A 23,224-nucleotide genomic window follows, 5' to 3' on the forward strand; every position below is an offset into this window, starting at 1 on the left:
AAGGCCGCTCCTGCCGTTTTGTTATAGGCCGCGGCGGCGGCCGAGTACGTGCTGTTTTTGCTGGTGCCGGGGCAGAATGACACGAAAGCGGGCGCCACCCCATTCGCTTTCGGAAACCTGGATCGCGCCACCGTGCCAATCGACGATGCGTTTGACGATGGACAACCCCAGGCCGTAGCCGCCACTGGCCCGGTGGCGGCTTTTATCAAGCCGGGCGAACGGCTTGAAGACCCGCTCGCGCTGGTGCTCGGGGATACCCTTGCCGTCATCGTCCACATCCAGCACCACCTGATCGCCCTCCTCGCTCAGGGTCATGCGCACGCGGCTGCTGGCATAGCGCAGGGCATTGGTGACCAGGTTCTGCAGAATACGGTGCAGGTAGCGGGGGTCGCCGTCCAGGGTCAGATCGGTGGCGCCGGCCACCTCCACGGCGATGTCACCGCGAATGTCCTCCAGCTCGGCGGCCAGTTGCTCGCAGATATCACGCACCATCACCGGCTGGAATTCGATGTTGGGAGTGCCCTCCTCCAGGCGCGCGTAGGTGAGGATCTCATCGATCAGGCGGTCGAGCTGGTCGATGTCCTTGTCCAGGGCATTGAGCTTGCCGCGGCGCTCTTCGGCGGATTCGCAGTCCGCCAGCATTTCCAAACCGAAACGCAGCCTCGCCACCGGCGTGCGCAGTTCATGGGATACCGCCCGTGTCAGCTCCCTCTGGGCTTCGATCAGACGCCGGATGTGGGCGGTCATGCCATTGAAGGTGGCGGCCACCTGACCGATGGGGTCGTTACCGGGAATATCCGCGTAGGCACCGAGATCACCGCTGCCCAGGCGTTTCACCGCCCGGTCCAGGCGGCGCAGGCGGGTTTGCAGGGGACGCACCTGAAGGTAGGTGGACACCGCCACCAGCAACAGCGCCAGCACACCGGCGATGCTCAGCAACTGCCAGGGAAACTGATCGAACAGATGCAGCGGGCCCATCACCAGCACGCGCGGATCGGTGGCGCCGTCGTCCACCGGCATCAGCACACGCACGCCGGCGTCGCGGCGGGTGCTGTCGGACAACGACAACACCACCTCGTCGCGCCCCAGCCGGCGGCGTTGCTCGCCATCCAGCTCCAGGGAGGATTGCCGCTGTATCACGAGCGGATAACCGAACTGCCGGTTGAGCTCGACCAGCACCTCGTCCCAGCGGGCCCGGGGCTGGTCGCGCAGGTGGTCGAGCACCAGGCGGGCGGTGGCGCGGGCCTGCTGCTCGGACAGGCGGCTCAGGCGGGCGCGCAGATAGAGGTCGGCGTCGGGCAGCGGATACAGCACGGTGACGGCGTTGCCATCCGGCTCGCCGCGCAGCACCACGCGCTGCTCGTCCAGATGCAGGGCTTCCCGGTAGGACAATTCGAGGCTGCTACCGGTGCGCACCTCCACCGGCGCGCCGAATAACCGGGTCAGTTCCAGGGAACGGGCCTCGCGACCGGACTGGTCCAGGCCCCGGTAGCTGTCCGCCATCAGGTGGAAAGTGCCCTTGGCCATGCGCTCGCGGTACAGCAGGGAACGGTAGTCGTTGACCAGATCCACGCCGGCCCAGGTGAGCGCGCCGATGATCAGCAGCGCGACCAGGATGCCGCCGTAGATGCGGACGAAGATACTGTTCAATTAGCCGGAGCTCATTTCCTTGACGAACAGATAGCCCTTGGAACGCACCGTCTTGATACGCTTGGGGTTCTCCGGATCGTCGCCCACCTTGGGGCGGATGCGGGAAATACGCACATCGATGGAACGGTCCTGGCCGTCGTACTGGATGCCGCGCAACTTTTCGAAGATGGTCTCCCGGGACAGCACGGTGCCGGCGTTGGACGCCAGCAGCCAGAGCAGATCGTACTCGGCGCTGGTGAGGTCCACGGACTCGCCGCGCAGGGTCACCTCGCGGGCGGAGTTGTCGATCACCAGAACACCGAACTCCAGCCGTGACGGCGAGCTGTCGCGCTCGCTGTCGGTTTCCACCCGGCGCAACAGGGCCCGGATACGCGCCAGCAACACCCGTGGCTTGACCGGCTTGGCGACGTAGTCGTCGGCGCCCATCTCCAGCCCCAGCACCTGATCCATGTCGTCGGTGCGGGCGGTGAGCATGAGGATGGGATTCTTGTAGCCGCCGCGCACCTCCCGGCACACGGTGAGGCCGTCGGCGCCGGGCAGCATCAGATCCAGCACCACCAGGTCCGGCTGCTCGGAACGGATGCGGCGGATTGCTTCCTCGCCGTCACTCACCACGGTGACATCAAGACCGTTGGATTGCAGATATTCACAGGTGAGATCGGCGAGACGCTCGTCATCTTCGACGATCATGATCGTCGGCGGGTTATCCTGCACGGTGGTCATCCCGTCCTTGTCCTTTTTGGTTGTTGAGCCGTTCGCATTCTTTTATACGCATACCGGTGCGCGCGGGCAACCGCGCGTAGTGCCGGGCGGCGGCACAATATATAGGGTTTCGGCGCCGGGCCCAAGCACCCCGGGTTTTTGCTCACAAAGACCCACATTCCCCTCACAGATTATCCACAGGATTTCCCCAGCGGGAGGCATTGCAAAAACGCGGCCTCACCTATAAATTGTAGCCTTATCGGGCAGCGACCCCAAGATATTGGGTTTTCAGGCCACTTTCCGGACGGACGGCCCCTCGCTTTACCTTCCCCGGAAAACCCAGCCGGATCAGCCATTTACGGCCCCCGAGGGACCAGAAAAGGCGCCAGGCCCGACCCACGCAGCAGCATACTGAACACTATATATGGTGTTCGCGCCGCCGGAGCGCATCCCCGGCCCCCGCCATCCCGTCCGGTGACCGGCGGCGCGAACCCGAAGCGAACGGCACACAACGCGAACAGTACTCAACACAGACAGCACACAACGCACCGATATCGAACGGAGAGGGCATCATGCAAACGGATATGAATCGTGATCAGGCCGCCTCCGGCGTTCCCGCCGGCGACGACGCGCAGCAGGACGTCACCACCACCGCGCCCGGCCAACTGCGCGTGATCAAGCGCAATGGCAAGGTGGTCTCCTACGACGACGATAAGATCACCGTCGCCATCACCAAGGCGTTCCTGGCCGTGGAAGGCGGTACCGCCGCTGCCAGCTCGCGCATCCACGAAACCGTGGAGCGCCTTACCGAGCAGGTCTCCGCCACCTTCAAGCGCCGCATGCCCTCCGGTGGCACCATCCACATCGAGGAAATCCAGGACCAGGTGGAACTGGCGCTGATGCGCAACGGCGAGCACAAAGTGGCCCGCGACTACGTACTCTACCGTGAGGAGCAGTCCCGCAAACGCGCCGAACGGGAGCGCGAGCTGCCGGAGCCCAAGCATAAGGTGGACATGTCCGTCACCATGGAGGACGGCAGCCGCGCGCCGCTCGACATGGCGCGCCTGGAGCACCTGATCCGCGAGGCCTGCAGCGGCCTGGAAGAGGTCTATCCGGACAAGATCATCGCCGAAACCGTCAAGAACCTGTACGACGGCGTCTCCATCAAGGACGTCAACACCTCCATGGTGATGACCGCCCGCACCATGATCGAGATGGAGCCCAACTATTCCCAGGTCACCGCCCGGCTGCTGATGGACAAGATCCGCGCCGAGGCCCTGCAATACCTGGGCGTGGCCGAGCGCGCCAACCAGGAAGAGATGGAAGACCTCTACGCCAAGGCGCTGGCCGCCTACGTGGAAAAAGGCATCGAGTTCGAACTGCTGAGCCCGGAACTGGCCGAATTCGACCTCAACAAGCTGGGCGCCGCCATCGACGGCAAGCGCGACCTGCAGTTCTCCTACCTGGGCCTGCAGACCCTCTACGACCGCTACTTCATCCACCACAACGAGACCCGCATCGAGCTGCCGCAGTGCTTCTTCATGCGCGTGGCCATGGGCCTGGCGGTGCGCGAGGAGCAGCGCGAGGAACGGGCCATCGAGTTCTACAATCTGCTCTCCAGCTTCGACTACATGAGCTCCACGCCGACCCTGTTCAACGCCGGCACCCTGCGTCCGCAGCTGTCCAGCTGCTACCTGACCACGGTGCCCGATGACCTGTCCGGCATTTACAGCGCCATCCACGACAACGCCATGCTCAGTAAATTCGCCGGCGGCCTGGGCAACGACTGGACTCCGGTGCGCGCGCTGGGTGCCTACATTAAAGGCACCAACGGCAAATCCCAGGGCGTGGTGCCGTTCCTGAAGGTGGTCAACGACACCGCCGTGGCGGTCAACCAGGGCGGCAAGCGCAAGGGCGCGGTCTGTGCCTACCTGGAAACCTGGCACATGGACATCGAGGAATTCATCGAGCTGCGCAAGAACACCGGTGACGACCGCCGCCGTACCCACGACATGAACTCCGCCAACTGGATTCCGGACCTGTTCATGAAGCGGGTGATCAACGAGCAGGACTGGACCCTGTTCAGCCCCAACGACGTGCCGGACCTGCACGACCTCTACGGCGAAGCGTTCGAGAAGCGCTACGAAGAGTACGAGGCGATGACCCGCGACGGCCGCATGAAGCTCTACAAGCGTCTGCCCGCCATCAATCTGTGGCGCAAGATGCTCTCCATGCTGTTCGAAACCGGCCACCCGTGGTTCACCTTCAAGGACCCGTGCAACCTGCGCAGCCCGCAGCAGCACGTGGGCGTGGTGCACTCTTCCAACCTGTGCACCGAGATCACCCTGAACACCAGCGAGGACGAAATCGCGGTGTGCAACCTGGGCTCCGTGAACCTGGCCCAGCACATCGTTGACGGCAAGCTGGACCGCGACAAGCTGGCCAGCACGGTGAAAACCGCGGTGCGCATGCTCGACAACGTCATCGACATCAACTACTACAGCGTGCCCCAGGCGGAACGTTCCAACATGAAGCACCGCCCCGTGGGCCTGGGCATCATGGGCTTCCAGGACGCGCTTTATAAGCAGGGCTACAGCTACGCCTCCCGGGAAGCGGTGGACTTCGCCGACCAGTCCATGGAAGCGGTCAGCTACTACGCCATCCAGGCGTCCGCCAAACTGGCCGAGGAACGTGGCGCCTACCAGACCTTCGAGGGTTCCCTGTGGAGCCAGGGCGTGCTGCCGATCGATTCCATCGACATCCTGGTCAAGCAGCGTGGCGAGGACTACTGCCAGGTGGATCGTAGCCAGACCCTGGATTGGGACAGCCTGCGCGAGACCGCCCGGAAAGGCATGCGCAACTCCAACGTGATGGCGATCGCGCCCACCGCCACCATCGCCAACATCACCGGCGTATCGCAGTCCATCGAGCCCACGTACCAGAACCTGTACGTGAAATCGAACCTGTCCGGCGAATTCACCGTGGTCAACCCGTACCTGGTGAACGCGCTCAAGGAACGCGGTCTGTGGGACAACGTGATGGTCAACGACCTCAAGTACTACGACGGCTCCGTGCTGCCCATCGAGCGTGTGCCGGCGGACCTGAAAGAGCGCTTCCGCACCGCCTTCGAGATCGAGCCGCGCTGGATGGTGGAAGCCGCCAGCCGCCGCCAGAAATGGATCGACCAGGCGCAGTCCCTGAACCTGTACATCGCCGAGGCCAACGGCAAGAAGCTGGACGTCACCTACAAGATGGCGTGGCTGCTGGGTCTGAAGACCACCTATTACCTGCGCGCCATCGGCGCCACCCAGGCCGAGAAGTCCACCATCAATGACGGCAAGCTCAATCGCGTTTCTTCCGGTGCCGAGGGTGGCGCGGCCGCCGCCAACGGCGCCGAGGCTTCCGGCGGTGATTTCAGCCAGGCCGCGGACGTGCCCCAGGCCTGCTCCATCGACGACCCGGACTGCGAGGCCTGCCAATAAAAGACGCAAGCACGCTTACACGCCGGCACGCATCACGCCTTTTCGCGTGCCAGCGTGAAGCGTGTTGCGTGCAAGCGGCTTCTTTAAAGAATGCACCATCCGTGACGCCAAGGCGCCACCCTGAAAGAATGGAGAGAGACATGCTGAGCTGGGATGATTTTCATGCGCAAGAGACGCCGAACGCCAAGCAGCCCGGTGGCGCCGGGTCAACGCCGGCGCAATCTGCGCCGGTATCTGAGGAAGCGGCATCTGCACCTCAAGCACCGGCAGCGGGAAGTGGTGCGCATGCAGGAGATGACCGAGGAGCGCAAGCGCACCCTGGACACGAAGAGCTGCGCGGACGAACCGACACAGCGGTGACCGACGCCGTGCTGCGCGCCCAACAGGCCGTGGCCAAGATGGACGACGCCGAGGGCGTGGCGGAGCTGGAAGGCGCCGCCGGCCGCGTGCAGGTCGACGACAAGCGCATGATCAATTGTCGCGCCGACCTCAACCAGCTGGTGCCCTTCAAGTACGACTGGGCCTGGCAAAAATACCTGGACGGCTGCGCCAACCACTGGATGCCCCAGGAAATCAACATGAACGCCGACCTGGCGCTGTGGAAGAAGGAAGGTGGCCTCACCGAGGACGAGCGCCGCATCGTCAAGCGCAACCTGGGCTTCTTCTCCACCGCCGATTCCCTGGTCGCCAACAACCTGGTGCTCGCCACCTACCGGCTGATCACCAACCCGGAGTGTCGCCAGTACATCCTGCGCCAGGCGTTCGAGGAGGCGATCCACACCCACGCCTACCAGTACTGCATTGAGTCCCTGGGCATGGACGAAGGCGAGATCTTCAACATGTACCGGGAAATCCCCTCGGTGGCCAAGAAGGCGCAATGGGGCATCGAGTACACCCGTGAGATCTCCGACCCGTCGTTCACCACCGGCACCGTGGAAACCGACAAGGCGCTGCTCAAGAACCTGATCGCGTTCTACTGCGTGCTGGAAGGGGTGTTCTTCTATTGCGGCTTCACCCAGATCCTGTCCATGGGCCGCCGCAACAAGATGACCGGCGTGGCCGAGCAGTTCCAGTACATCCTGCGCGACGAGTCCATGCACGTGAACTTCGGCGTCGACGTGATCAACCAGATCAAACTGGAAAACCCGCACCTGTGGGACCAGGAAATGCGCGACAAGGTCACCCAGATGATCCTGGAAGGCACCGAGCTGGAAATCCAATACGCCCGCGACACCATGCCGCGCGGCGTACTGGGCATGAACGCCTCGATGATGGAAGAGTACCTGCAGTTCATCGCCAACCGTCGTCTCACCCAGTTGGGCCTGCCCGAGCAGTTCAAGGGCGTCACCAACCCGTTCCCCTGGATGAGCGAGATCATGGACCTGCGGAAAGAGAAGAACTTCTTCGAAACCCGCGTCACCGAGTACCAGGTGGGCGGCGCCCTGTCCTGGGATTGAGTGCCGGCTCCATGGGGCGGGGTTTGTCCCCGCCCCCGTCCTTTGGCACCATAGTAAGGACCATTCACGGAGGCCGCATGAGCGATCAAGACCACGACGATTTCCAGGAGGAAGCCCGGGACCTTATCTCCGCCATCGAGCAGGTCGAGGAAACCCTGGCGATGATGACCACCGTGGTGAGCCAGCTCAAGGAGCAGGTCACCGCCCACATCGACGGCGATGAAGACACCGTGGAAATGAGCGCCGAGGAATTCCTGGAACAGTGCGAGAACATCGAGGGCACCTGGCACTGAGGATCGCCCCGACCAATACCACGCATCAGTATTCACCATACCCGCCCGCGCCATCGACGCGTTATAGTACCCCCCAGCATGACGATCCCCGCCAATCGAAGAATGAAGGGCGCGCGAACCGCGTGCCGGTAAGGAGAGCCTGAATGAAAGCTTCGGATTTGTTCGTCAGGGCCCTGGAAGCGGAAGGCGTGGAATACGTCTTCGCCATCCCCGGCGAGGAAAACCTGGATTTGCTGGAAGCCCTGCGCGGCTCCCGTTCCATCCAGCTGGTGATCACCCGTCACGAACAGGCCGCCGGCTTCATGGCCGCCACCTACGGCCGGCTCACCGGCAAGGCCTGCGCCTGCCTGTCCACCCTGGGCCCCGGCGCCACCAACTTCGTGACCGCCGCCGCCTACGCCCAACTGGGCGCCATGCCGATGGTGATGATCACCGGACAGAAACCGATCAAGTCCAGCAAGCAGGGGCAGTTTCAGATCATCGACGTGGTCGACATGATGCGCCCGCTGACCAAGTTCACCAAGACCGTGGTCAGCGGCGACACCATCCCCGCCCGGGTGCGCGAAGCATTCCGGCTGGCCCAGGAGGAGCGCCCCGGCGCCACCCACCTGGAGCTGCCCGAGGACATCGCCCGGGAGCATTCCACCATGCCGGTGCTGGAGCCGAGCCTGACGCGCCGTCCGATCGCCGAGGACAAGGCCATCTGCCGCGCCGTGGAGGCCATCAAGGGCGCCCGCAAGCCGCTCATCGTGGTGGGCGCCGGCGCCAACCGCAAGCTCACCAGCAAGATGCTGCGCCAGTTCATCGAAAAACTCGGCATCCCCGCCATCACCACCCAGATGGGCAAGGGCGTGGTGGACGAGACCGGCGCCCACTTCCTGGGCAACACCGCGCTCTCCGACGGTGACTTCGTGCACCGCGCCATCGACGCCGCCGACCTGATCATCAACGTCGGCCACGACGTGGTGGAGAAACCGCCCTTCTTCATGCAACCCGGCGGCGCCGAAGTGGTGCACATCAACTTCAACTCCGCCCAGGTGGACCCGGTCTACTTTCCGCAGATCGAGGTGGTGGGCGACATCGCCAACAGCCTGTGGCAGCTCAAGGAACGCCTGGCCCCCCAGGAGCACTGGAGCTTCGCCGATTTCCACCGGGTCCGTGACGCCCTGCAGAAACACATCGCCGAGGGCGCCCGCGACGATCGCTTCCCAATCCTGCCCCAGCGGCTGGTGCGCGAGATTCGCCGGGTCATGCCCAGCGACGGCATCATCGCCCTCGACAACGGCATGTACAAAATCTGGTTCGCGCGCAACTATCCGGCCACCCACCCCAACACCGTGCTGCTGGACAACGCCCTGGCCAGCATGGGCGCCGGCCTGCCTTCGGCCATGGCCGCCAAGATGGTGCACCCGGAACGCCGGGTGATGGCGGTATGCGGCGACGGCGGTTTCATGATGAACTCCCAGGAGTTGGAAACCGCCGTGCGCCTGAATCTGGATCTGGTGATCCTGATCCTGCGCGACGACGGCTACGGCATGATCAAGTGGAAGCAGAAGCAGATGGATTTCCACGACTTCGGCCTGGACTTCCACAACCCGGACTTCGTCGCCTACGCCAAGGCCTACGGCGCCCAGGGGCACCGCGTGGAAAGCACCGGCGACCTGGTGCCCAAGGTGGAGGAGTGCTACGCCACCGGCGGCGTGCACGTGGTCGACGTGGCGGTGGACTACAGCATGAACGACCGTATCCTCAACCAGGAAATCCGCGAGCTCAGCAGCAAGGTCTGAGCCCGCCGGCCCGCCCGCGCGTGACGCTGCCTCGCGGCGTTTCCGCGCGCCGCTGCATTACATTACAGTAGGCCCATTGAGATAACGGGGACCTTTCCATGTGGCGGGATCACTATGCGCGCCTGGCGCGCTACAACCATTGGCAGAACGGCCAGGTCCTGAACGCCTGCGCCACCCTCGACGACGGTGAGCGCAAGGCGGAACGCGGGCTGTTCTTCCATTCCATCCACGGCACCCTGAACCACCTGCTGCTCACCGACCGCCTGTGGCTGGGCCGCTTCACCGGCAGTCCGTTCGCGGTGGAAAGCCTGGCCCAGGAGCTGTACGGCGACTTCCACACCCTGTGCCAGGAGCGCAACCGCACCGACCGGGATCTGGCCGACTACGTAGCCACCCTGGAAGAACCGGGTCTGGACGACGACCTCCACTATCTGACCTCCACCGGTTCGCCGCGCACCCTTCCCCTGCGCCTGTGCCTGACGCACCTGTTCAACCATCAGACCCACCACCGGGGCCAGCTCACCGCCGCGCTCAGCCAGCTCGGTCGGGACTTCGGCACCACGGATCTGATCTTCATGCCCGACGACGTTCAACCATGACCGATACCCTGACCCTGGTGGTGATCCTGCTCGCCACGGCGGTGTTCGCCGTGGTGGTGTTCCGCCGCCTGCATCTGCCCCCCATCCTCGCCTACCTGGGCGCCGGCGTGCTCGCCGGCCCCGGCGGCTTCGGCTGGGTAGGCGACACCTCCGGCATGCGTCACCTGGCGGAGTTCGGCATCGTCTTCCTGCTGTTCTCCCTGGGTCTGGAATTTTCCATCCCACGGCTGCTGGCCCTGCGCCGGGTAGTGTTCGGCGCCGGGCCGCTGCAACTGGTGCTCACCGCCGTGCCGGTGGCGGCGGTGTTATGGCTGGTGGGCTTGTCGCCGGCGGTGGCCCTGATCGGCGGCGGCGCCTTCGCGCTCTCCTCCACCGCCATCGTGATCCGCGATCTGATCACCCGGGGCGCGGTGAACACCGGCTACGGGCGCGCCACCACCGGTGTACTGCTGTTCCAGGACCTGGCGGCGGTGATCATGCTGGTGCTGCTGCCGGTGCTCGCCGATCCCAGCGCCGGCGACCCGCTGATCACCGCCAGCGCCACCCTGGGCAAGGCGGTGCTGTTGTTCGCCGGCATCTATGTGATCGGCAAATGGGTGCTGCCCCGGGCCCTGGAGGAAACCGGCCGCGCCCGTTCCGACGAAGTGTTCGTGATGACCGCCCTGCTGCTGGCGCTGCTGGCCGCCTGGGTGACCCACGCCCTGGGGCTGTCCATGGCCCTGGGCGCCTTCCTGGCCGGCATGATGCTCGGCGAGAGCCACTTCCGCCATCAGATCGAGGCGGACATCCGCCCGTTCCGGGACCTGCTGCTGGGGCTGTTCTTCATGGGCGTGGGCATGCTCATCTCGCCGGCCCTGTTCGCCCAGTACTGGCACTGGATTCTGATCGGCGCGGCCTTGCTGATGGTGTGCAAGCTGGTGCTGATCGCCGGGCTGCTGCGGGTGCTCGGCGAGCGCAAGGAGACCGCCCTGCGCACCGGCATCCTGCTCGCCCAGGGCGGCGAGTTCGGCTTCGTGCTGGTGGCTCTGGCGGTGACCCACGACCTGATCACCAATGAGCAGGCCGGCGTGCTGGTGTCCATCACCGTGCTCACCATGGCCGCCACCCCCGCCCTGCTGGAACACAGCGGCACCCTGACCCGCCGTTTGCTGCGCCAGTGGGAGAAGGAACCGGACACCCCGTCCGTGGACGAAGACACCCACGGCCATGTGCTGCTGTGCGGCTATGGCCGCGTGGGCCAGAACCTGATGCGCTACCTGCACCGCTTCCATCACCAGGCGGTGGCCATCGACACCGACCTGGTGCGCATCCAGGAAGCCAGCCAGGCCGGCGAGCGAATCCTGTTCGGCGACGCCACCCGCAAGGAGATTCTGGAACGGGCCGGCATCCACCGGGCCAGCCTGCTGGTGGTGACCTTCGACGATCCACGCCAGGCGGAACGCATTCTGCATACCGCCCACCAGCTTTGTCCGGATCTGCGCGTGCTGGTGCGCACCCGGGACGACACCCATCTGGACGATCTGCTCGGCGCCGGCGCCGCCGAGGTCGTGCCGGAGGTGCTGGAAGCCTCGCTGATGCTGGTGGCCCATGCCCTGATGATGCTCGACACACCGTTCGGCAAGGTGCTGGCCATGCTGCGTCAGAGCCGCCGTGAGCGTTACAAGCTGCTGCGCGGCTACTACCACGGTGAGTCCCTGCCCACCGCCGACAGCGCCGGCAATCCCTACCGGCTGCTGCACGCGGTCACGGTGAGCGGCCAGGCGGCCTGCATCGGCAAGCGCCTCGATCAGCTCGACCTCAAGGAGGGCAAGGTGGAGGTGCAGTCCCTGCGCCGCGATGACCGCAGCCTGGACTACCCCGCCGGCGACACCGAGCTGCGCGACGGCGACATCCTGATCCTCTATGGTCCCCTGGAAGCCGTGGAAGCCGCCGAGGAGAAACTGCTCGGCGGCTAGAGCGCATCGCGACTGAAGTCGCTCCTACATACCGACCTTGTAGGAGCATACCGACCTTGTAGGAGCGACTTCAGTCGCGATAACCGCCGCCAATCACCGCCCTGAAGCGGAGCGCCGGGCCCGCTCCGGCGTGCGCCCGGTCCACTGGCGGTAGGCCCGGCTGAAAGCACTGTGCTCCGAGTAACCCAACAGCAGGGCGATCTCCCCCAGGGTCAGGGACCGGTCCGCCAGGTACTGGTCGGCGAGCTGTTCCCGGGTACGGTCGAGCAGCATTTGCCAGCTCAGGGCCCGCCCCGCCAGGCGCCGCTGCAAGGTGCGCGGCGACACATGCAGGCGCTCGGCCACCCGCCTGAGGCTTACCCGCCCCTCCGGCAACAACCCCACCAGGGTGCGCTGCAGGGCCCGGTCGAAATCATCGGAATCCGGCAGGGCCCGCAGCAACGCCCGGGCCTGATGATCAAGCAACGCCCGGGAGGCGGCATCGCTGCGTGGCAGGCTCAGGCCGAGGAACGACAGCGGAAAACTCACGCTGGTATGGCCCGCGCCGAACGCCACCGGGCAGCCAAGGAATTCCCGGTATGCCCGCCGCACGCCGGCGTCCGGCGCCGCGAACACGAAACTCACCCGCAGCGGCACCAGACGCCGCTCCAGCAGGCGGCGTATGAAAGTGATCATCGCCGCCACCGACACGCTGTCCGCCAGTTCGCCCACCGCTACCGCCGCCGGCCAGCGCATCGTCATGCGGTCCGCGCCGGCCTCCACCTCCACCAGATCCCGACCATAGAACAGGCTCTCGTAACGCTGGTAGGCCAGCATCACCTCGCCCAGGGTCTGGCAAGTCAGGGTCAGATAACCCAGCACGCCCACATGACGCGGCTGCACCAGGGCACCGATCGCCAGGCCTGGCGCCGGCAGCTCCGGGCGCAGCGCCACCGCCCGCGCCAGCAACTCGCGCCACAGCGGTAACGCCACGATGTCCGCCGGGCCCCGGCTATCCAGTATCGAGCGCAATTCCGGCGCCGGCAGATTTTCCTTGTCCAGCCAGTCGGTGAGCAGTTGCACCCAGGCCCCGGTAACCCGCATGGACGTGGCCATGGCGCTTCCCCATGAATGATGGTGAATGGTGATGATGGCATGAATTGTCAAAAACACGGCGTCATTCGTCAATACACCCCTTAGCGTCGCCCGCACAATGGAGGCTCAGCGACCTGGAGACAGAATCGATGCCCCTGATGGAAATGTTCCACGATGTCTGGCGCGACAGTGGCCTGGAGAGCCTGTGGCTGACTCTGTCGCCCTGGCTGGCGCTGGACGAACGACAGATGATCTTCGTCGTCGCGACGCCGGTCTTTATTGGCGTATTCCTGTGGGAATACCTGAAGATCCGCCACGACCCGGCGCGGGTGGAACCGCGGGAATCGCTGCGTAATTTTCTGCTTGGCGCCGGCTACCAGACCACCGAGTTGCTGTTCGCCGGCGTGATTTCCTTTCCGGTGTTCGCCCTCGCCTACCATTACCGGCTGCTGGATATCCCGCTCAACTGGGCCACCGGCGCCCTGCTCTGGGTACTCACCGACTTCTGTTTCTACTGGTTCCATCGTGGTTCCCACCGGGTGCGCTGGCTGTGGGCCGCCCATGTCACCCACCATTCCTCCGAGCGCATGAACTTCTCCACCGCCATGCGCCAGAACGCCACCAACATCTTCAACGGCGGCTGGCTGGTCTATGTGCCGTTGGCCCTGATCGGCTTCAATCCGGTGTGGATTGGCGTCTGTTATGCCCTGTCCCTGGTCTACCAGTTCTTCATCCACACCACCCTGGTGGGCCGCCTGCATCCGTGGATCGAGTGGCTCTTCAATACTCCCAGCCACCACCGCGTGCACCATGCCCGCAACCCGGACTACATCGACCGTAACTACGGCGGCGTCTTCATCGTCTTTGACCGCCTGTTCGGCACCTTCACCGAAGAACGGGACGATGAACCGGTGGAGTACGGCATCACCCGCCCGGTGTACAGCCACAGCCTGATCGTCAACTGGTGCCATGAATACCGGGATATGTTTCGCGACATGGCCCAACGCGGCTCGCCGGGCCAGCGGCTCAAACATTTATGGAAGCCGCCGGAGTGGCGCCGGGACGGAAACCGGTGACGGGTTACAAAACAAAACCAATCAAAACATTTACCGCTAAGGAGGCCTGAAACGCCCGTGCCATGGGCGTTTCCCCCGTTGCACAGCAACGCCATCCATAGCCGGGCCGGATTGTTGAGAAAAACTGTCATATTCGAATCATGACCGAGCCGTAGCGTGCCGCCAGATTTTCCATATCGAGGCAGGTCATGAAACGACGCGAATTCCTCACCCGTTCCGCCACCGCCGGGCTGTCCCTGGGCGTGTTGTCCGCCTGCGGGGGCGGCGGCTCCAACTCCCCGGACAACGGCGATACCGGCCAGCCCGGCAACGGCACACCGAACGCTCCGGAGATGCCCGCCTATGACGGCCCGGACCCGTTCCAGCATGGCGTCGCCAGCGGCGATCCGCTGGCCAATCAGGTGATCCTCTGGACCCGGATCAGCGCCGCCAATCTGGACGAAATCCCGGTCATCGTGGAGGTGGCCCGGGACCCGGCCTTTACCACGCCGGTGTACCAGGGCGTCGGCTACGCGCGCTCCCAGAACGATTTCACCGTCAAGCTGGACCCGCTGCTGCCGGACCCGGAGACCACCTATTTCTACCGCTTCCGCAGCCTTGGCTTCACCAGCCCGGTGGGGCGCACCCGCACCGCCCCGGCCCCCGGCGCCCGGGTCGATCACCTGCGCCTGGCGGTGATGTCCTGTTCCAACCTGCCCTATGGCTGGTTCAACGCCTACGGCCGGGTGGCGCGGCGCGCCGATCTGGACGCCGTGCTGCACCTGGGCGACTACATCTATGAATACGCCCAGGGGGAATACAACGACCCGGACCTGGCGGCGCTGCGCCCGGTGGACCCGCCCAACGAGATCATCACGCTGGAGGACTACCGCCGTCGCTATGCCTGCTATCGCCGCGACCCGGACCTGCAAGAGTGCCACCGGCAGCACCCCTTCATCTGTGTCTGGGACGACCACGAGATCGCCAACGACGCCTGGATGAACGGCGCCGAGAACCACAACGAAGGCGAAGGCGACTTCGCCGACCGCAAGCGCGCGGCGGTGCGCGCCTACTACGAATGGATGCCCATTCGCATGGGCTTCCCGGACCGGGACATGCGTATCTACCGGCGCTTCGACTATGGCGACCTGCTCACCCTGGTGATGCTCGATACCCGTCTGATCGGTCGCGACCAGCAAGTCAGCAGCCCTTCGGCGGCCCGCGACCGGAACCGCCAGTTGCTCGGCCAGGACCAGCGCGAATGGCTGTTCGAACAACTGGAATATTCCCGGGGACGCGGCGCCCGCTGGCATGTGATCGGCCAGCAGGTGATGCTCTCGCCGCTTACCCTGGGCACCCTGCCGGACATGCCCAACTGGGACCTGGGCGGCGGCGCCCAGCTGAACTACGACCAATGGGACGGTTACGAAACCAGCCGCCGCGCCCTGCTCGGCCGCATCGAGGCCATGGCCCTGGACAACACCGTGGTGCTCACCGGCGACATCCACAGTTCCTGGGCCATGGACGTAAGCACCGACCCGGGCAACGCCCTGGTCTACAACCGCTTCACCGGCGAGGGCTCCCTGGCGGTGGAGTTCGTGACCCCGGCGGTGACCTCGCCAGCGGCGCCCACCAAGGGGCTCTCCGACCTGGCCCGCGCCGCCCTGGTGCCGCTCAATCCGCATCTGAAATGGGTGGACCTGTTCCGCCGTGGCTATCTGGTCCTCGACCTCACCGGTGAACATTGCAAAGCCGACTGGTTCCACCTCAACACGGTCAGCGAACCGGACGACAGCGAGTTCTTCGCCCGCTCCTACCTGACCCGCGATGGCCAGAACCATGTGGAGCGGGCTTCCCAACCCAGCGCTCCGAAACCCGACGCGCCGCCGCTGGCGCCTTCAACCCAAGGGGTCAAGCCATGAGCCTGAAACGACGTGACTTTATTCGTAACCTGTTGATCGGCGGCGCCAGCGTACCGGTACTCAGCGCCTGCGGCGGCGGCGGCGGAGGTGGCGGCGACGACCAAGGCGCCACGCCGGGGGGCGGCGAGGAAACCGGCAACACGCCGGATACTCCGGAGGCACCCCGCACGCTGCGTTTTATCGCCGTCGGCGACACCGGCAGTGGCGGCCAGGGCCAGTATCAGGTGGCCGCCGCCATGGAAGCGGTGGTGGCCGAGCGCGGCTGCGACCTGGTGCTGCTCACCGGCGACAACATCTACGAAGCCGGCGTCACCGCCGTGGACGACCCCCAGTTTCTGGAAAAATTCGAGTATCCCTACCAGAACCTGGATCTGCCATTCTTCCTCTGCCTGGGCAATCACGATTGCGCCAGCACCGTGTTCGGCGGCGGCTCGGACAATCAGCGCGGTGATTACCAGGTCATGTACCACTACAGCCGCGACCGCTATTCCAACAAGTGGCACATGCCGGCCCGCTTCTACAGCCAGGCCTTCGCCACCTCACGGGAAACGCCCTTTCTGGAACTGTTCGTGGTGGACTCCAACCCGCTCACCAGCTTCTATCTGGACCACGACGAGAACTTCAACTGGAGCAACTACGGCTACCCGCAACAAACCTGGATGAAGCGCGCCGTCGGCAAAAGCCAGGCCCACTGGAAAATCGCCATGACCCATGTGCCCTACCGCTCCAATGGCAAGCACGGCAACGCCGGCGACCTGGACGCCCACCTGCGCTGGATGTTCAATAACCCGGACGCCGATGGCCTGCGCTACAAGGCTTTTCTGGAGGAATGCTTCGCCGACCGGGCCGACCTGTTGCTCACCGGCCACGACCATTCCCTGCAATGGCTGCAACCGGCGCAAGCCATGGGCCGCACCGAACTGATCGTGTCCGGCGCCGGCGCCAAGACCGACGACTTCAAGGACGCCAACCGCAACCCGGTGCGCTACCAGAACGACAGCGACTACGGTTTCGTCTGGGTGGAACTGAACGAGGACAGCATGACCACTGTGTTCTACCAGGTCTCCCCGGATGACGGCAGCGTGCGCATCGGCCACCAGGAAACCCGCGCCAAGCCGGTCACCGCCGATGTTCTGGAACCGGCCTGAGTGGGGGAACCGGCCTGAACGGCGAGCCGGCGGCTCAGGCCGCCGGCAACAACAACAACGACAGTGCCGGCACCGCCACCAGCAACACGATGCGCACCAGGTCCGCGCCCAGGAAAGGCACGATGCCACGGCTGACCGCCCCCAGGGAGGTGCGTTCGCTGAACTTCTGCACGATGAACAGATTCATGCCCATGGGCGGGGTAATCAGTCCGATCTCCACCACCATCAAGGCGATGATGCCGAACCAGATGGAAATCTGTGTCTGGGTAAGGTCGAAGAACGGCAGCCCCACCACGATCGGATAGAAAATCGGCACGGTAAGCAGAATCATGGACAGGGAATCCATTACGCAGCCCAGCAGCAGGTAGATCACCAGGATCGAACACAGCACCGCGAACGGCGCCATGCCGCTGGCCTGCACCCAGTTCGCCAGTTCCACCGGCATGCGGCTGAGCGCCAGGCCGCTGTTCAGCAGGTCGGCGCCGATCACCACCAGATAGATCATGGCGGATGCCTCGGCGGTACCGATCAGGCTTTTCACCAGGCCCTCGCCACGCATGCCGCCACGTACCACGGCGAACAGACCGCAGGCGCCGGCGCCGATGGAAGCCGCCTCGGTGAGGTTAGCCCAGCCGCCATAGATGCCGAAGATCACCACCAGGAACACCAGCAGCACCGGCGACACTTCCGCCAGGGCGCGCAAACGCGTGCCCCAGGCCGCCTTGGGGATACGCGGCGCGTCGCGCATGGTGCGCATGGCCACCAGACGGATCACGATCAAATAACCGAGCATGGCCACCAGGCCGGGGATGATGGCCGCCACGAACAGCTTGCCGATGGATTCCTGGGTGAGCACCGCGTAGACGATCAGTGGCACCGAAGGCGGGATCAGAATACCCAGGGTACCGCCGGCGGCGATGGTGCCGGCCGCCAGCCTGCTTGGGTAGTGGTGTTTCTCCAGCTCCGGCAGCGCCACCTGGCTCATGGTGGCGGCGGTGGCCAGGGACGAGCCGCAGATGGCGCCAAAGCCGGCGCAGGCGCCGGCGGCGGACATCGCCAGCCCGCCCCGCCAGTGGCCGATGAACGCCGAGGCGGCGCGGAACAGCGCCCGGGACAAGCCGCCGTGGATGGCGAACTGCCCCATCAGCACGAACAACGGAATCACCGCCAGGTCGTAATCGGACACCCGCGCGTAGACCAGATTGTTGATGGTGAACAACAGGGCGTTGAGGTTGCCATGGTTGACCAGCACGTAACAGAGAATGCCCGCCAGGAACATGCCGATGCCCACGTGCACGCGCAGAGCCAGCAAGCCCATCAGCACCGCCAGCACCAGCAGTCCGGTTTGCATGCCGCTCATGGTCTGATCTCCCGCGCCGCCCGGTACAGCCCGCAAAGCGCAAGCAGCGCCAGGCTCGGCACCATCAGCCCCTGAGGCCACCACAGCGGCACGCCAAGCATGGTGGAGGTGGAACCGTAATCCTGGCTGTTCTGCATCAGCAGAAAGGTGCGCCAGCCCATCAACGCCGCCACCGCCGCCAACAGCAGATGGCCGATGGCCAGCAGCCCCCGGTTCACCGGCGCCGGCAGAAAGCCCGCTATCAGATCCACGCGAATATGGTTGTCGGTCATCTCGCACAGGGGCAGAAAAGCCGTCACCGCCACGGCAATGGCCATTTGCAGCATTTCAATGTCACCGGGGATCGGCGCGGAAAACAGCTTGCGCCCCACCAGTGACACCAGCGACATGACAATCAGCACCAGGACGATGGCGCCACCGGCCAGGGCGAACCCCAGCGACAACCGACGCAGAATAACGCCCGCCATTGTTCACTCCGCTCACAGGGAGGCGCGCTTCAGCGCGCCAGTTCCGGGGTGTATTCCTTAACCGTTTGGCGCAGGCCGTCGAACAGGGCCTGGCGGTCCAGGCCGCCGTCGTCGTTGCCCACCCAGTCATCGACCACGCTTTGCGAGGCCTGAACCATGGCCCGATAGGCGGCGTCGTCCAGGGTAACGATGGTGTGCTTGTCGTCGGCGGCGATGCGGTTTTTCACCTGATCGATGGCCTGATCCCAGGCCTTGCCGAAGCGCACGGTAAGCGCCTCGCCACTGTACTCGTCGACGATCTTTTTCAGGTCGTCCGGCAAGCCCTGGTAGCGTTGCTGGTTCATCAGCATGGCCAGTGTGGTCACCGTGGTGGTGGCCTGATCCGGTGCCGTTTGCATGTGATGGAAGGTGGTTTCGTCCAGCTTGGTGGGCGGTACCACTTCCCATACCGCCAGGGCGCCGTCGATCACCCCCTTGGACAAGGTGTCGGCGATTTGCGACGGCGGCATGCTCACCGGCGTGGCGCCCACGGAGGTGAGAAAGCGGGATGCCAGCCGGGTGGAAGCGCGAATCCGCAGGCCCTTCATATCATCCAGGTTGCTCACTGGCTTCTTCGCGGTGTGCAGGGTGCCGCCGCCATCGCTGTACACCGCCAGCACCTTGTAGTCCTTGAAATCATCCTTGGCGTAGGTCGTGGAATAGTCCCAGATGATGCGGCTGGCGGTCTCGCCACCGGCCGGCAAAACGAACGGCAATTCCAGCGCCTCACTGCGCGGGAAACGGCCGGCGGAGTAACCCAGCGCTGTCCACACCACGTCCACCACGCCGTTGCGCGCCATGTCCGCCAATTGTCCCGGCGTACCGCCGAGCTGCATGGAGGGATAGATCTCACATTGGATGCGACCGTCCGACGCCGCCTTCATGTCCTCGCACCAGGGTTCGATCACGTTCTGCTGGGCGTTGGAGTTGGCCGGCAGGAAATGCTCGATACGCAGAGTAACGGTGTCGTCGGCGTGGGCACCGGTCAGCCCCAGGGTCAGGCCCAGGGCGGTGCCGGCAATCCAGAGGGGGAGGTTTCTTATGCTTGCTTTCATGATGACCTCGTCTGTCTTTGCTTGTTGTTCTTGATGGCGACGCCCCTGCCGGGCACGCCGCAATCCATTAATTTGTTAATGAATACTAAACAGCCTCCGAGCGGCCGGTCAATGCGCCGGCATGAATAAAATCGTTTCCTTCCCGGGTGGGTATACATTCGCGCACCCCGCCGTTGGAAAGTGCAATTTTTCCCTCGGAAAACACCTGGGACTCCCCTCTTCTCTCGCCGATGATGAAAAAAGCAACGCAAACAACGGTTCATCACGGTCGCCTCCGTGGCTTGGAGATTGCGTAGGAGCGACTTCAGTCGCGATGAAGCTGGCAAGGCCGATCAGAAAAACAAAGGAGAAATCCCAGTGCAGTTCCATCATCACGGTTACGTTTCCAGCGACCCCCGCGTCGAGGACGCCGCCGGCACCGGCATCGACCGTCCCGCGGACCTGCCCGAGCACGTCGACGTGCTGATCGTCGGCAGCGGCCCGGCGGGCATGATCGCCGCCGCGCAACTGGCTAAATACCCGAACGTCACCACCCGCATTGTCGAGCGCCGCCCGGGCCGCCTGAAACTGGGCCAGGCCGACGGCATCCAGGCACGCAGCGTGGAGACTTTCCAGGCATTCGGCTTCGCCGGGCGCATCACCGACGAGGCCTACCGGATCACGGAAATGGCGTTCTGGTCCCCGGACCCGGCCAACCCGGACAACATCACCCGCGCCTCGGTGGCGCTGGATGACGGCACCGGCGAGATCAGCGAATTCCCTCATCTGATCGTTAATCAGGCCCGGGTTCTGGATTACTTCGCCGAATTTGCCCGCAACGCCCCGGCGCGCATCACGCCGGACTACGGTCTGGAGTTTGTTGGCCTGGACATCGACCGGGCCGCCGAATACCCGGTCACCGTGACCCTGCGGCATGTGAGCGGCGAACGGGAAGGCGAGGAACGCACCGTGCGCGCCAAATACGTGGTCGGCTGCGACGGCGCCCACAGCAAGGTGCGCGAGGCCATTGGCCGCCAGCACGTGGGCAAGGTGGCCAACCACGCCTGGGGCGTGATGGACGTACTCGCCACCACCGACTTCCCGGACATCCGCACCAAATGCGCGATCCAGTCCGCCAGCGGCGGCAGTATCCTGCACATTCCCCGCGAAGGCGGCCATTTGTTCCGCATGTACGTGGACCTGGGCGAGGTGTCCGCCGACGATAACCGTCAGGTGCGCCAGACCACCCTGGAGACCACCGTGGCCAAGGCCAACCGCATCCTCCATCCCTACACGCTGGAGGTGAAGGACTGTGCCTGGTACACGGTCTACGAGGTGGGCCACCGGGTCACCGACAAGTTCGACGACGTGGACCCGGGTGACGAGGGCCGGCATGCGCCGCGCGTCTTTATCGCCGGCGACGCCTGCCATACCCACAGTGCCAAGGCCGGCCAGGGCATGAACGTCTCCATGCAGGACGGCTGGAACATCGCCTGGAAATTGGGTCAGGTGCTGTCCGGCCAGGCGCCGGCGGAACTGCTGGCCACCTATTCCGAGGAACGCCAGGAGGTGGCGCAGAACCTGATCGACTTCGACCGCGAGTGGTCGAGCCTGATGGCCAGGCCCACCGAGGACTTCGAGGACCCCAAGGAACTGGCGGACTTCTATGTGAAAACCGCGGAATTTCCCGCCGGCTTCATGACCGAGTACCGCCCCTCCATGATCACCGGCGACACCCGCCACCAGTCACTGGCCACCGGTTTCCCGGTGGGCAAGCGCTTTAAATCGGCGCCGGTGATGCGGGTCTGCGACGGCAACGATGTGCACCTGGGCCACCACGCCACCGCTGACGGCCGCTGGCGGATCTATGCCTTCGCCGACGCCGGCGCCGAACGGCTGAACGACTGGGCGGAATGGATGCTCAACGCCGCCGCCTCGCCGGTGGCGCGCTTTACCCCGGACGGCGCCGATCTGGACAGCCTGTTCGACATCAAGGTGATCTATCAGCAACCCCACGGCGAAGTGGAGTTCGGCCCGTCCATTCCGCCGCTGTTCCAACCCCGGGTGGGCCCCTTCCAGCTCACCGACTACGAAAAGGTTTACGCCATCGACCCGGAGCGCGACATCTTCGAGGCGCGCGGCGTCGACCGTGGCGGCGCCGTGATCGTGGTGCGCCCGGACCACTATGTGTCCCAGGTGCTGCCGTTCGAGGCGGTGGATGAACTGGCGGCGTTCTTCGAGGCCAATACCCGACGCCCGGGCTGAGACGATCAGCCGCGCCGGTTGTGGCGGCGATAGCGCCCCGGCGTCATGCCCGTCTCACGGGTGAAGAAGCGGGAAAAGTAGGCCGGATCGTTGAAACCCAGGCGGTAGCCGATCTCGTTGATGGAAGCGGTGGTGAAGATCAGCAGCCGCCGCGCCTCCTGGACCCGCCGGTCGAACACCAGCCGCTTGCTGGGCTTGCCGGCGGTGCGCCGGCAGATCTCGTTAAGCCGGTTCTCGGTGATATCCAGGGCCTCGGCATACTGGGAGAGCGTCCAATGATGCGCGTGGTGGTCCTCGATCAGCATCTGGAAACGCTGAAACACCGCCAGGTCCTCATGGCGGGCCGGCTGCGACGGCAACGCACTGGAGGACAACCGGAACAGACGGATGAAGATCAGCCGCGCCAGGCTGCGCACCGCCACTTCACGCCCGGGGCCGTCGCTGGCGGCTTCGTCGCCGAGCGCGTCGAACAACCGCTCCAGGCGCTCCAGTTCGGCGTGCCGGTGCGGTTCCAATTGCGCGCGGGCCACGCACAGCGGCCGCACTTCGGTGGGATCGGCGAGATCACCACTTTCCTCCAGCAGGCTCCAAACCAGCTGCTGGCGCACGGTGAGCACGTGGCCGTCGGCGTCCGCCTGGGTCACGAAAGCATGGGTCACCGTGGGCGGCGTAAGAAAGAACAGGGGCCCGTGCTGGTGATGCTGGCGTTCGTCCAGGTAGACGCGCACCAAACCGCTTTTGACGAAGTGCACCTGGAAAAAACGATCGTGGCGATGGGCCGGCATGTTGCGGCCAAAGAAATCCGCCATCGGTCCCAGGGCGTCGTAGTGCACCTCGGCATCGGCGTAGCGCTGATCGTACACCTGGCCGATGTTGATGTTGGGAATCGGTTCATTGTTCTTCATAGGGCTCTCCGGAACCCAGCATAACCGATC

The 23,224-nt window shown here is 64.7% G+C and carries 17 protein-coding genes; 10 read left to right on the forward strand and 7 right to left on the reverse strand.

Annotated elements, in window-relative coordinates:
• Window positions 1-21: 21 nt before the first annotated feature.
• Together ACLD02_RS11800 and ACLD02_RS11805 are read right to left on the reverse strand one after the other, a co-directional pair.
• Entirely contained in the window at window positions 22-1,650 is a 1,629-nt protein-coding gene (locus ACLD02_RS11800) for an ATP-binding protein (RefSeq protein WP_410298781.1), read from the reverse strand.
• Complete coding sequence (locus tag ACLD02_RS11805) at window positions 1,651-2,373, reverse strand: response regulator (protein WP_203105026.1); 723 nt, start codon at window positions 2,371-2,373, stop codon at window positions 1,651-1,653.
• 551 nt (window positions 2,374-2,924) lie between these two features.
• Between ACLD02_RS11805 and ACLD02_RS11810 the strand changes: the two genes are divergently transcribed.
• The 6 genes from ACLD02_RS11810 to ACLD02_RS11835 all read left to right on the forward strand — a co-directional run bounded on the left by ACLD02_RS11810 (window position 2,925) and on the right by ACLD02_RS11835 (window position 11,925).
• A complete protein-coding gene (locus tag ACLD02_RS11810) occupies window positions 2,925-5,834 on the forward strand; it encodes a ribonucleoside-diphosphate reductase subunit alpha (RefSeq protein ID WP_203105027.1) in 2,910 nt (969 codons plus the stop codon).
• Between the two features lie 140 nt (window positions 5,835-5,974).
• On the forward strand, window positions 5,975-7,291 hold the full coding sequence (locus tag ACLD02_RS11815) for a ribonucleotide-diphosphate reductase subunit beta (protein WP_203105028.1): 1,317 nt from the start codon (window positions 5,975-5,977) through the stop codon (window positions 7,289-7,291).
• A 77-nt stretch (window positions 7,292-7,368) separates the two neighbouring features.
• Entirely contained in the window at window positions 7,369-7,584 is a 216-nt protein-coding gene (locus ACLD02_RS11820) for a hypothetical protein (protein WP_203105029.1), read from the forward strand.
• Between the two features lie 143 nt (window positions 7,585-7,727).
• Entirely contained in the window at window positions 7,728-9,371 is a 1,644-nt protein-coding gene (locus tag ACLD02_RS11825) for an acetolactate synthase large subunit (RefSeq protein WP_203105030.1), read from the forward strand.
• Window positions 9,372-9,469: 98 nt separating this feature from the next.
• Window positions 9,470-9,970: a DinB family protein gene (locus tag ACLD02_RS11830; protein ID WP_203105031.1), complete on the forward strand. Its 501-nt coding sequence runs from the start codon at window positions 9,470-9,472 to the stop codon at window positions 9,968-9,970.
• Complete coding sequence (locus ACLD02_RS11835) at window positions 9,967-11,925, forward strand: monovalent cation:proton antiporter family protein (RefSeq protein ID WP_203105032.1); 1,959 nt, start codon at window positions 9,967-9,969, stop codon at window positions 11,923-11,925. The genes ACLD02_RS11830 and ACLD02_RS11835 overlap by 4 nt, the downstream gene beginning before the upstream one ends.
• 93 nt (window positions 11,926-12,018) lie before the next feature.
• On the opposite strand, the gene ACLD02_RS11840 is transcribed toward ACLD02_RS11835, so the two are convergent.
• The gene (locus ACLD02_RS11840) at window positions 12,019-13,020 is read right to left on the reverse strand and encodes a helix-turn-helix domain-containing protein (protein WP_410298782.1); all 1,002 of its coding nucleotides are present in this window, start codon (window positions 13,018-13,020) and stop codon (window positions 12,019-12,021) included.
• Window positions 13,021-13,148: 128 nt separating this feature from the next.
• On the opposite strand from ACLD02_RS11840, the gene ACLD02_RS11845 reads away from it, so the two are divergent.
• The 3 genes from ACLD02_RS11845 (at window position 13,149) to ACLD02_RS11855 (ending at window position 17,124) form a co-directional block, all read left to right on the forward strand.
• Window positions 13,149-14,075, forward strand: a complete 927-nt coding sequence (locus ACLD02_RS11845; RefSeq protein ID WP_203105034.1) for a sterol desaturase family protein — start codon at window positions 13,149-13,151, stop codon at window positions 14,073-14,075.
• A 188-nt stretch (window positions 14,076-14,263) separates the two neighbouring features.
• Window positions 14,264-15,976 carry an alkaline phosphatase D family protein gene (locus ACLD02_RS11850; RefSeq protein ID WP_410298783.1) on the forward strand — a complete coding sequence of 571 codons (1,713 nt, stop codon included), beginning with the start codon at window positions 14,264-14,266 and terminating at the stop codon, window positions 15,974-15,976.
• Complete coding sequence (locus tag ACLD02_RS11855) at window positions 15,973-17,124, forward strand: metallophosphoesterase (protein ID WP_410298784.1); 1,152 nt, start codon at window positions 15,973-15,975, stop codon at window positions 17,122-17,124. The genes ACLD02_RS11850 and ACLD02_RS11855 overlap by 4 nt, the downstream gene beginning before the upstream one ends.
• Window positions 17,125-17,158: 34 nt before the next feature.
• On the opposite strand, the gene ACLD02_RS11860 is transcribed toward ACLD02_RS11855, so the two are convergent.
• From ACLD02_RS11860 to ACLD02_RS11870, 3 genes are read right to left on the reverse strand one after another with little or no spacing between them, the layout of a single operon-like run.
• On the reverse strand, window positions 17,159-18,484 hold the full coding sequence (locus tag ACLD02_RS11860; protein ID WP_203105037.1) for a TRAP transporter large permease: 1,326 nt from the start codon (window positions 18,482-18,484) through the stop codon (window positions 17,159-17,161).
• Window positions 18,481-18,951 (reverse strand): TRAP transporter small permease, encoded by a 471-nt coding sequence (locus ACLD02_RS11865; RefSeq protein ID WP_203105038.1) that lies wholly within the window; start codon window positions 18,949-18,951, stop codon window positions 18,481-18,483. The genes ACLD02_RS11860 and ACLD02_RS11865 overlap by 4 nt, the downstream gene beginning before the upstream one ends.
• Window positions 18,952-18,980: 29 nt before the next feature.
• Window positions 18,981-20,045 carry a TRAP transporter substrate-binding protein gene (locus ACLD02_RS11870; RefSeq protein WP_410298785.1) on the reverse strand — a complete coding sequence of 355 codons (1,065 nt, stop codon included), beginning with the start codon at window positions 20,043-20,045 and terminating at the stop codon, window positions 18,981-18,983.
• Between the two features lie 357 nt (window positions 20,046-20,402).
• On the opposite strand from ACLD02_RS11870, the gene ACLD02_RS11875 reads away from it, so the two are divergent.
• Window positions 20,403-22,289 (forward strand): FAD-binding monooxygenase, encoded by a 1,887-nt coding sequence (locus tag ACLD02_RS11875; RefSeq protein ID WP_410298786.1) that lies wholly within the window; start codon window positions 20,403-20,405, stop codon window positions 22,287-22,289.
• Between the two features lie 5 nt (window positions 22,290-22,294).
• Here the strand turns inward: ACLD02_RS11875 and hpaA are convergent, their stop codons facing one another.
• Window positions 22,295-23,194: a 4-hydroxyphenylacetate catabolism regulatory protein HpaA gene (gene hpaA, locus ACLD02_RS11880; RefSeq protein WP_203105041.1), complete on the reverse strand. Its 900-nt coding sequence runs from the start codon at window positions 23,192-23,194 to the stop codon at window positions 22,295-22,297.
• Window positions 23,195-23,224: the final 30 nt, after the last annotated feature.

Source organism: Alloalcanivorax sp. C16-2, assembly GCF_046507615.1.
In the GTDB taxonomy this organism is placed as follows: Bacteria; Pseudomonadota; Gammaproteobacteria; order Pseudomonadales; family Alcanivoracaceae; genus Alloalcanivorax; species Alloalcanivorax marinus_A.

Bases quoted from the DNA above. Each gene is read 5' to 3' on its own strand.
- ACLD02_RS11805 (WP_203105026.1), bottom strand. From the start codon at position 2,373: ATGACCACCGTGCAGGATAACCCGCCGACGATCATGATCGTCGAAGAT.
- ACLD02_RS11810 (WP_203105027.1), top strand. From the start codon at position 2,925: ATGCAAACGGATATGAATCGTGATCAGGCCGCCTCCGGCGTTCCCGCC.
- ACLD02_RS11815 (WP_203105028.1), top strand. From the start codon at position 5,975: ATGCTGAGCTGGGATGATTTTCATGCGCAAGAGACGCCGAACGCCAAG.
- ACLD02_RS11820 (WP_203105029.1), top strand. From the start codon at position 7,369: ATGAGCGATCAAGACCACGACGATTTCCAGGAGGAAGCCCGGGACCTT.
- ACLD02_RS11825 (WP_203105030.1), top strand. From the start codon at position 7,728: ATGAAAGCTTCGGATTTGTTCGTCAGGGCCCTGGAAGCGGAAGGCGTG.
- ACLD02_RS11830 (WP_203105031.1), top strand. From the start codon at position 9,470: ATGTGGCGGGATCACTATGCGCGCCTGGCGCGCTACAACCATTGGCAG.
- ACLD02_RS11835 (WP_203105032.1), top strand. From the start codon at position 9,967: ATGACCGATACCCTGACCCTGGTGGTGATCCTGCTCGCCACGGCGGTG.
- ACLD02_RS11840 (WP_410298782.1), bottom strand. From the start codon at position 13,020: ATGGCCACGTCCATGCGGGTTACCGGGGCCTGGGTGCAACTGCTCACC.
- ACLD02_RS11845 (WP_203105034.1), top strand. From the start codon at position 13,149: ATGCCCCTGATGGAAATGTTCCACGATGTCTGGCGCGACAGTGGCCTG.
- ACLD02_RS11850 (WP_410298783.1), top strand. From the start codon at position 14,264: ATGAAACGACGCGAATTCCTCACCCGTTCCGCCACCGCCGGGCTGTCC.
- ACLD02_RS11855 (WP_410298784.1), top strand. From the start codon at position 15,973: ATGAGCCTGAAACGACGTGACTTTATTCGTAACCTGTTGATCGGCGGC.
- ACLD02_RS11860 (WP_203105037.1), bottom strand. From the start codon at position 18,484: ATGAGCGGCATGCAAACCGGACTGCTGGTGCTGGCGGTGCTGATGGGC.
- ACLD02_RS11865 (WP_203105038.1), bottom strand. From the start codon at position 18,951: ATGGCGGGCGTTATTCTGCGTCGGTTGTCGCTGGGGTTCGCCCTGGCC.
- ACLD02_RS11870 (WP_410298785.1), bottom strand. From the start codon at position 20,045: ATGAAAGCAAGCATAAGAAACCTCCCCCTCTGGATTGCCGGCACCGCC.
- hpaA (WP_203105041.1), bottom strand. From the start codon at position 23,194: ATGAAGAACAATGAACCGATTCCCAACATCAACATCGGCCAGGTGTAC.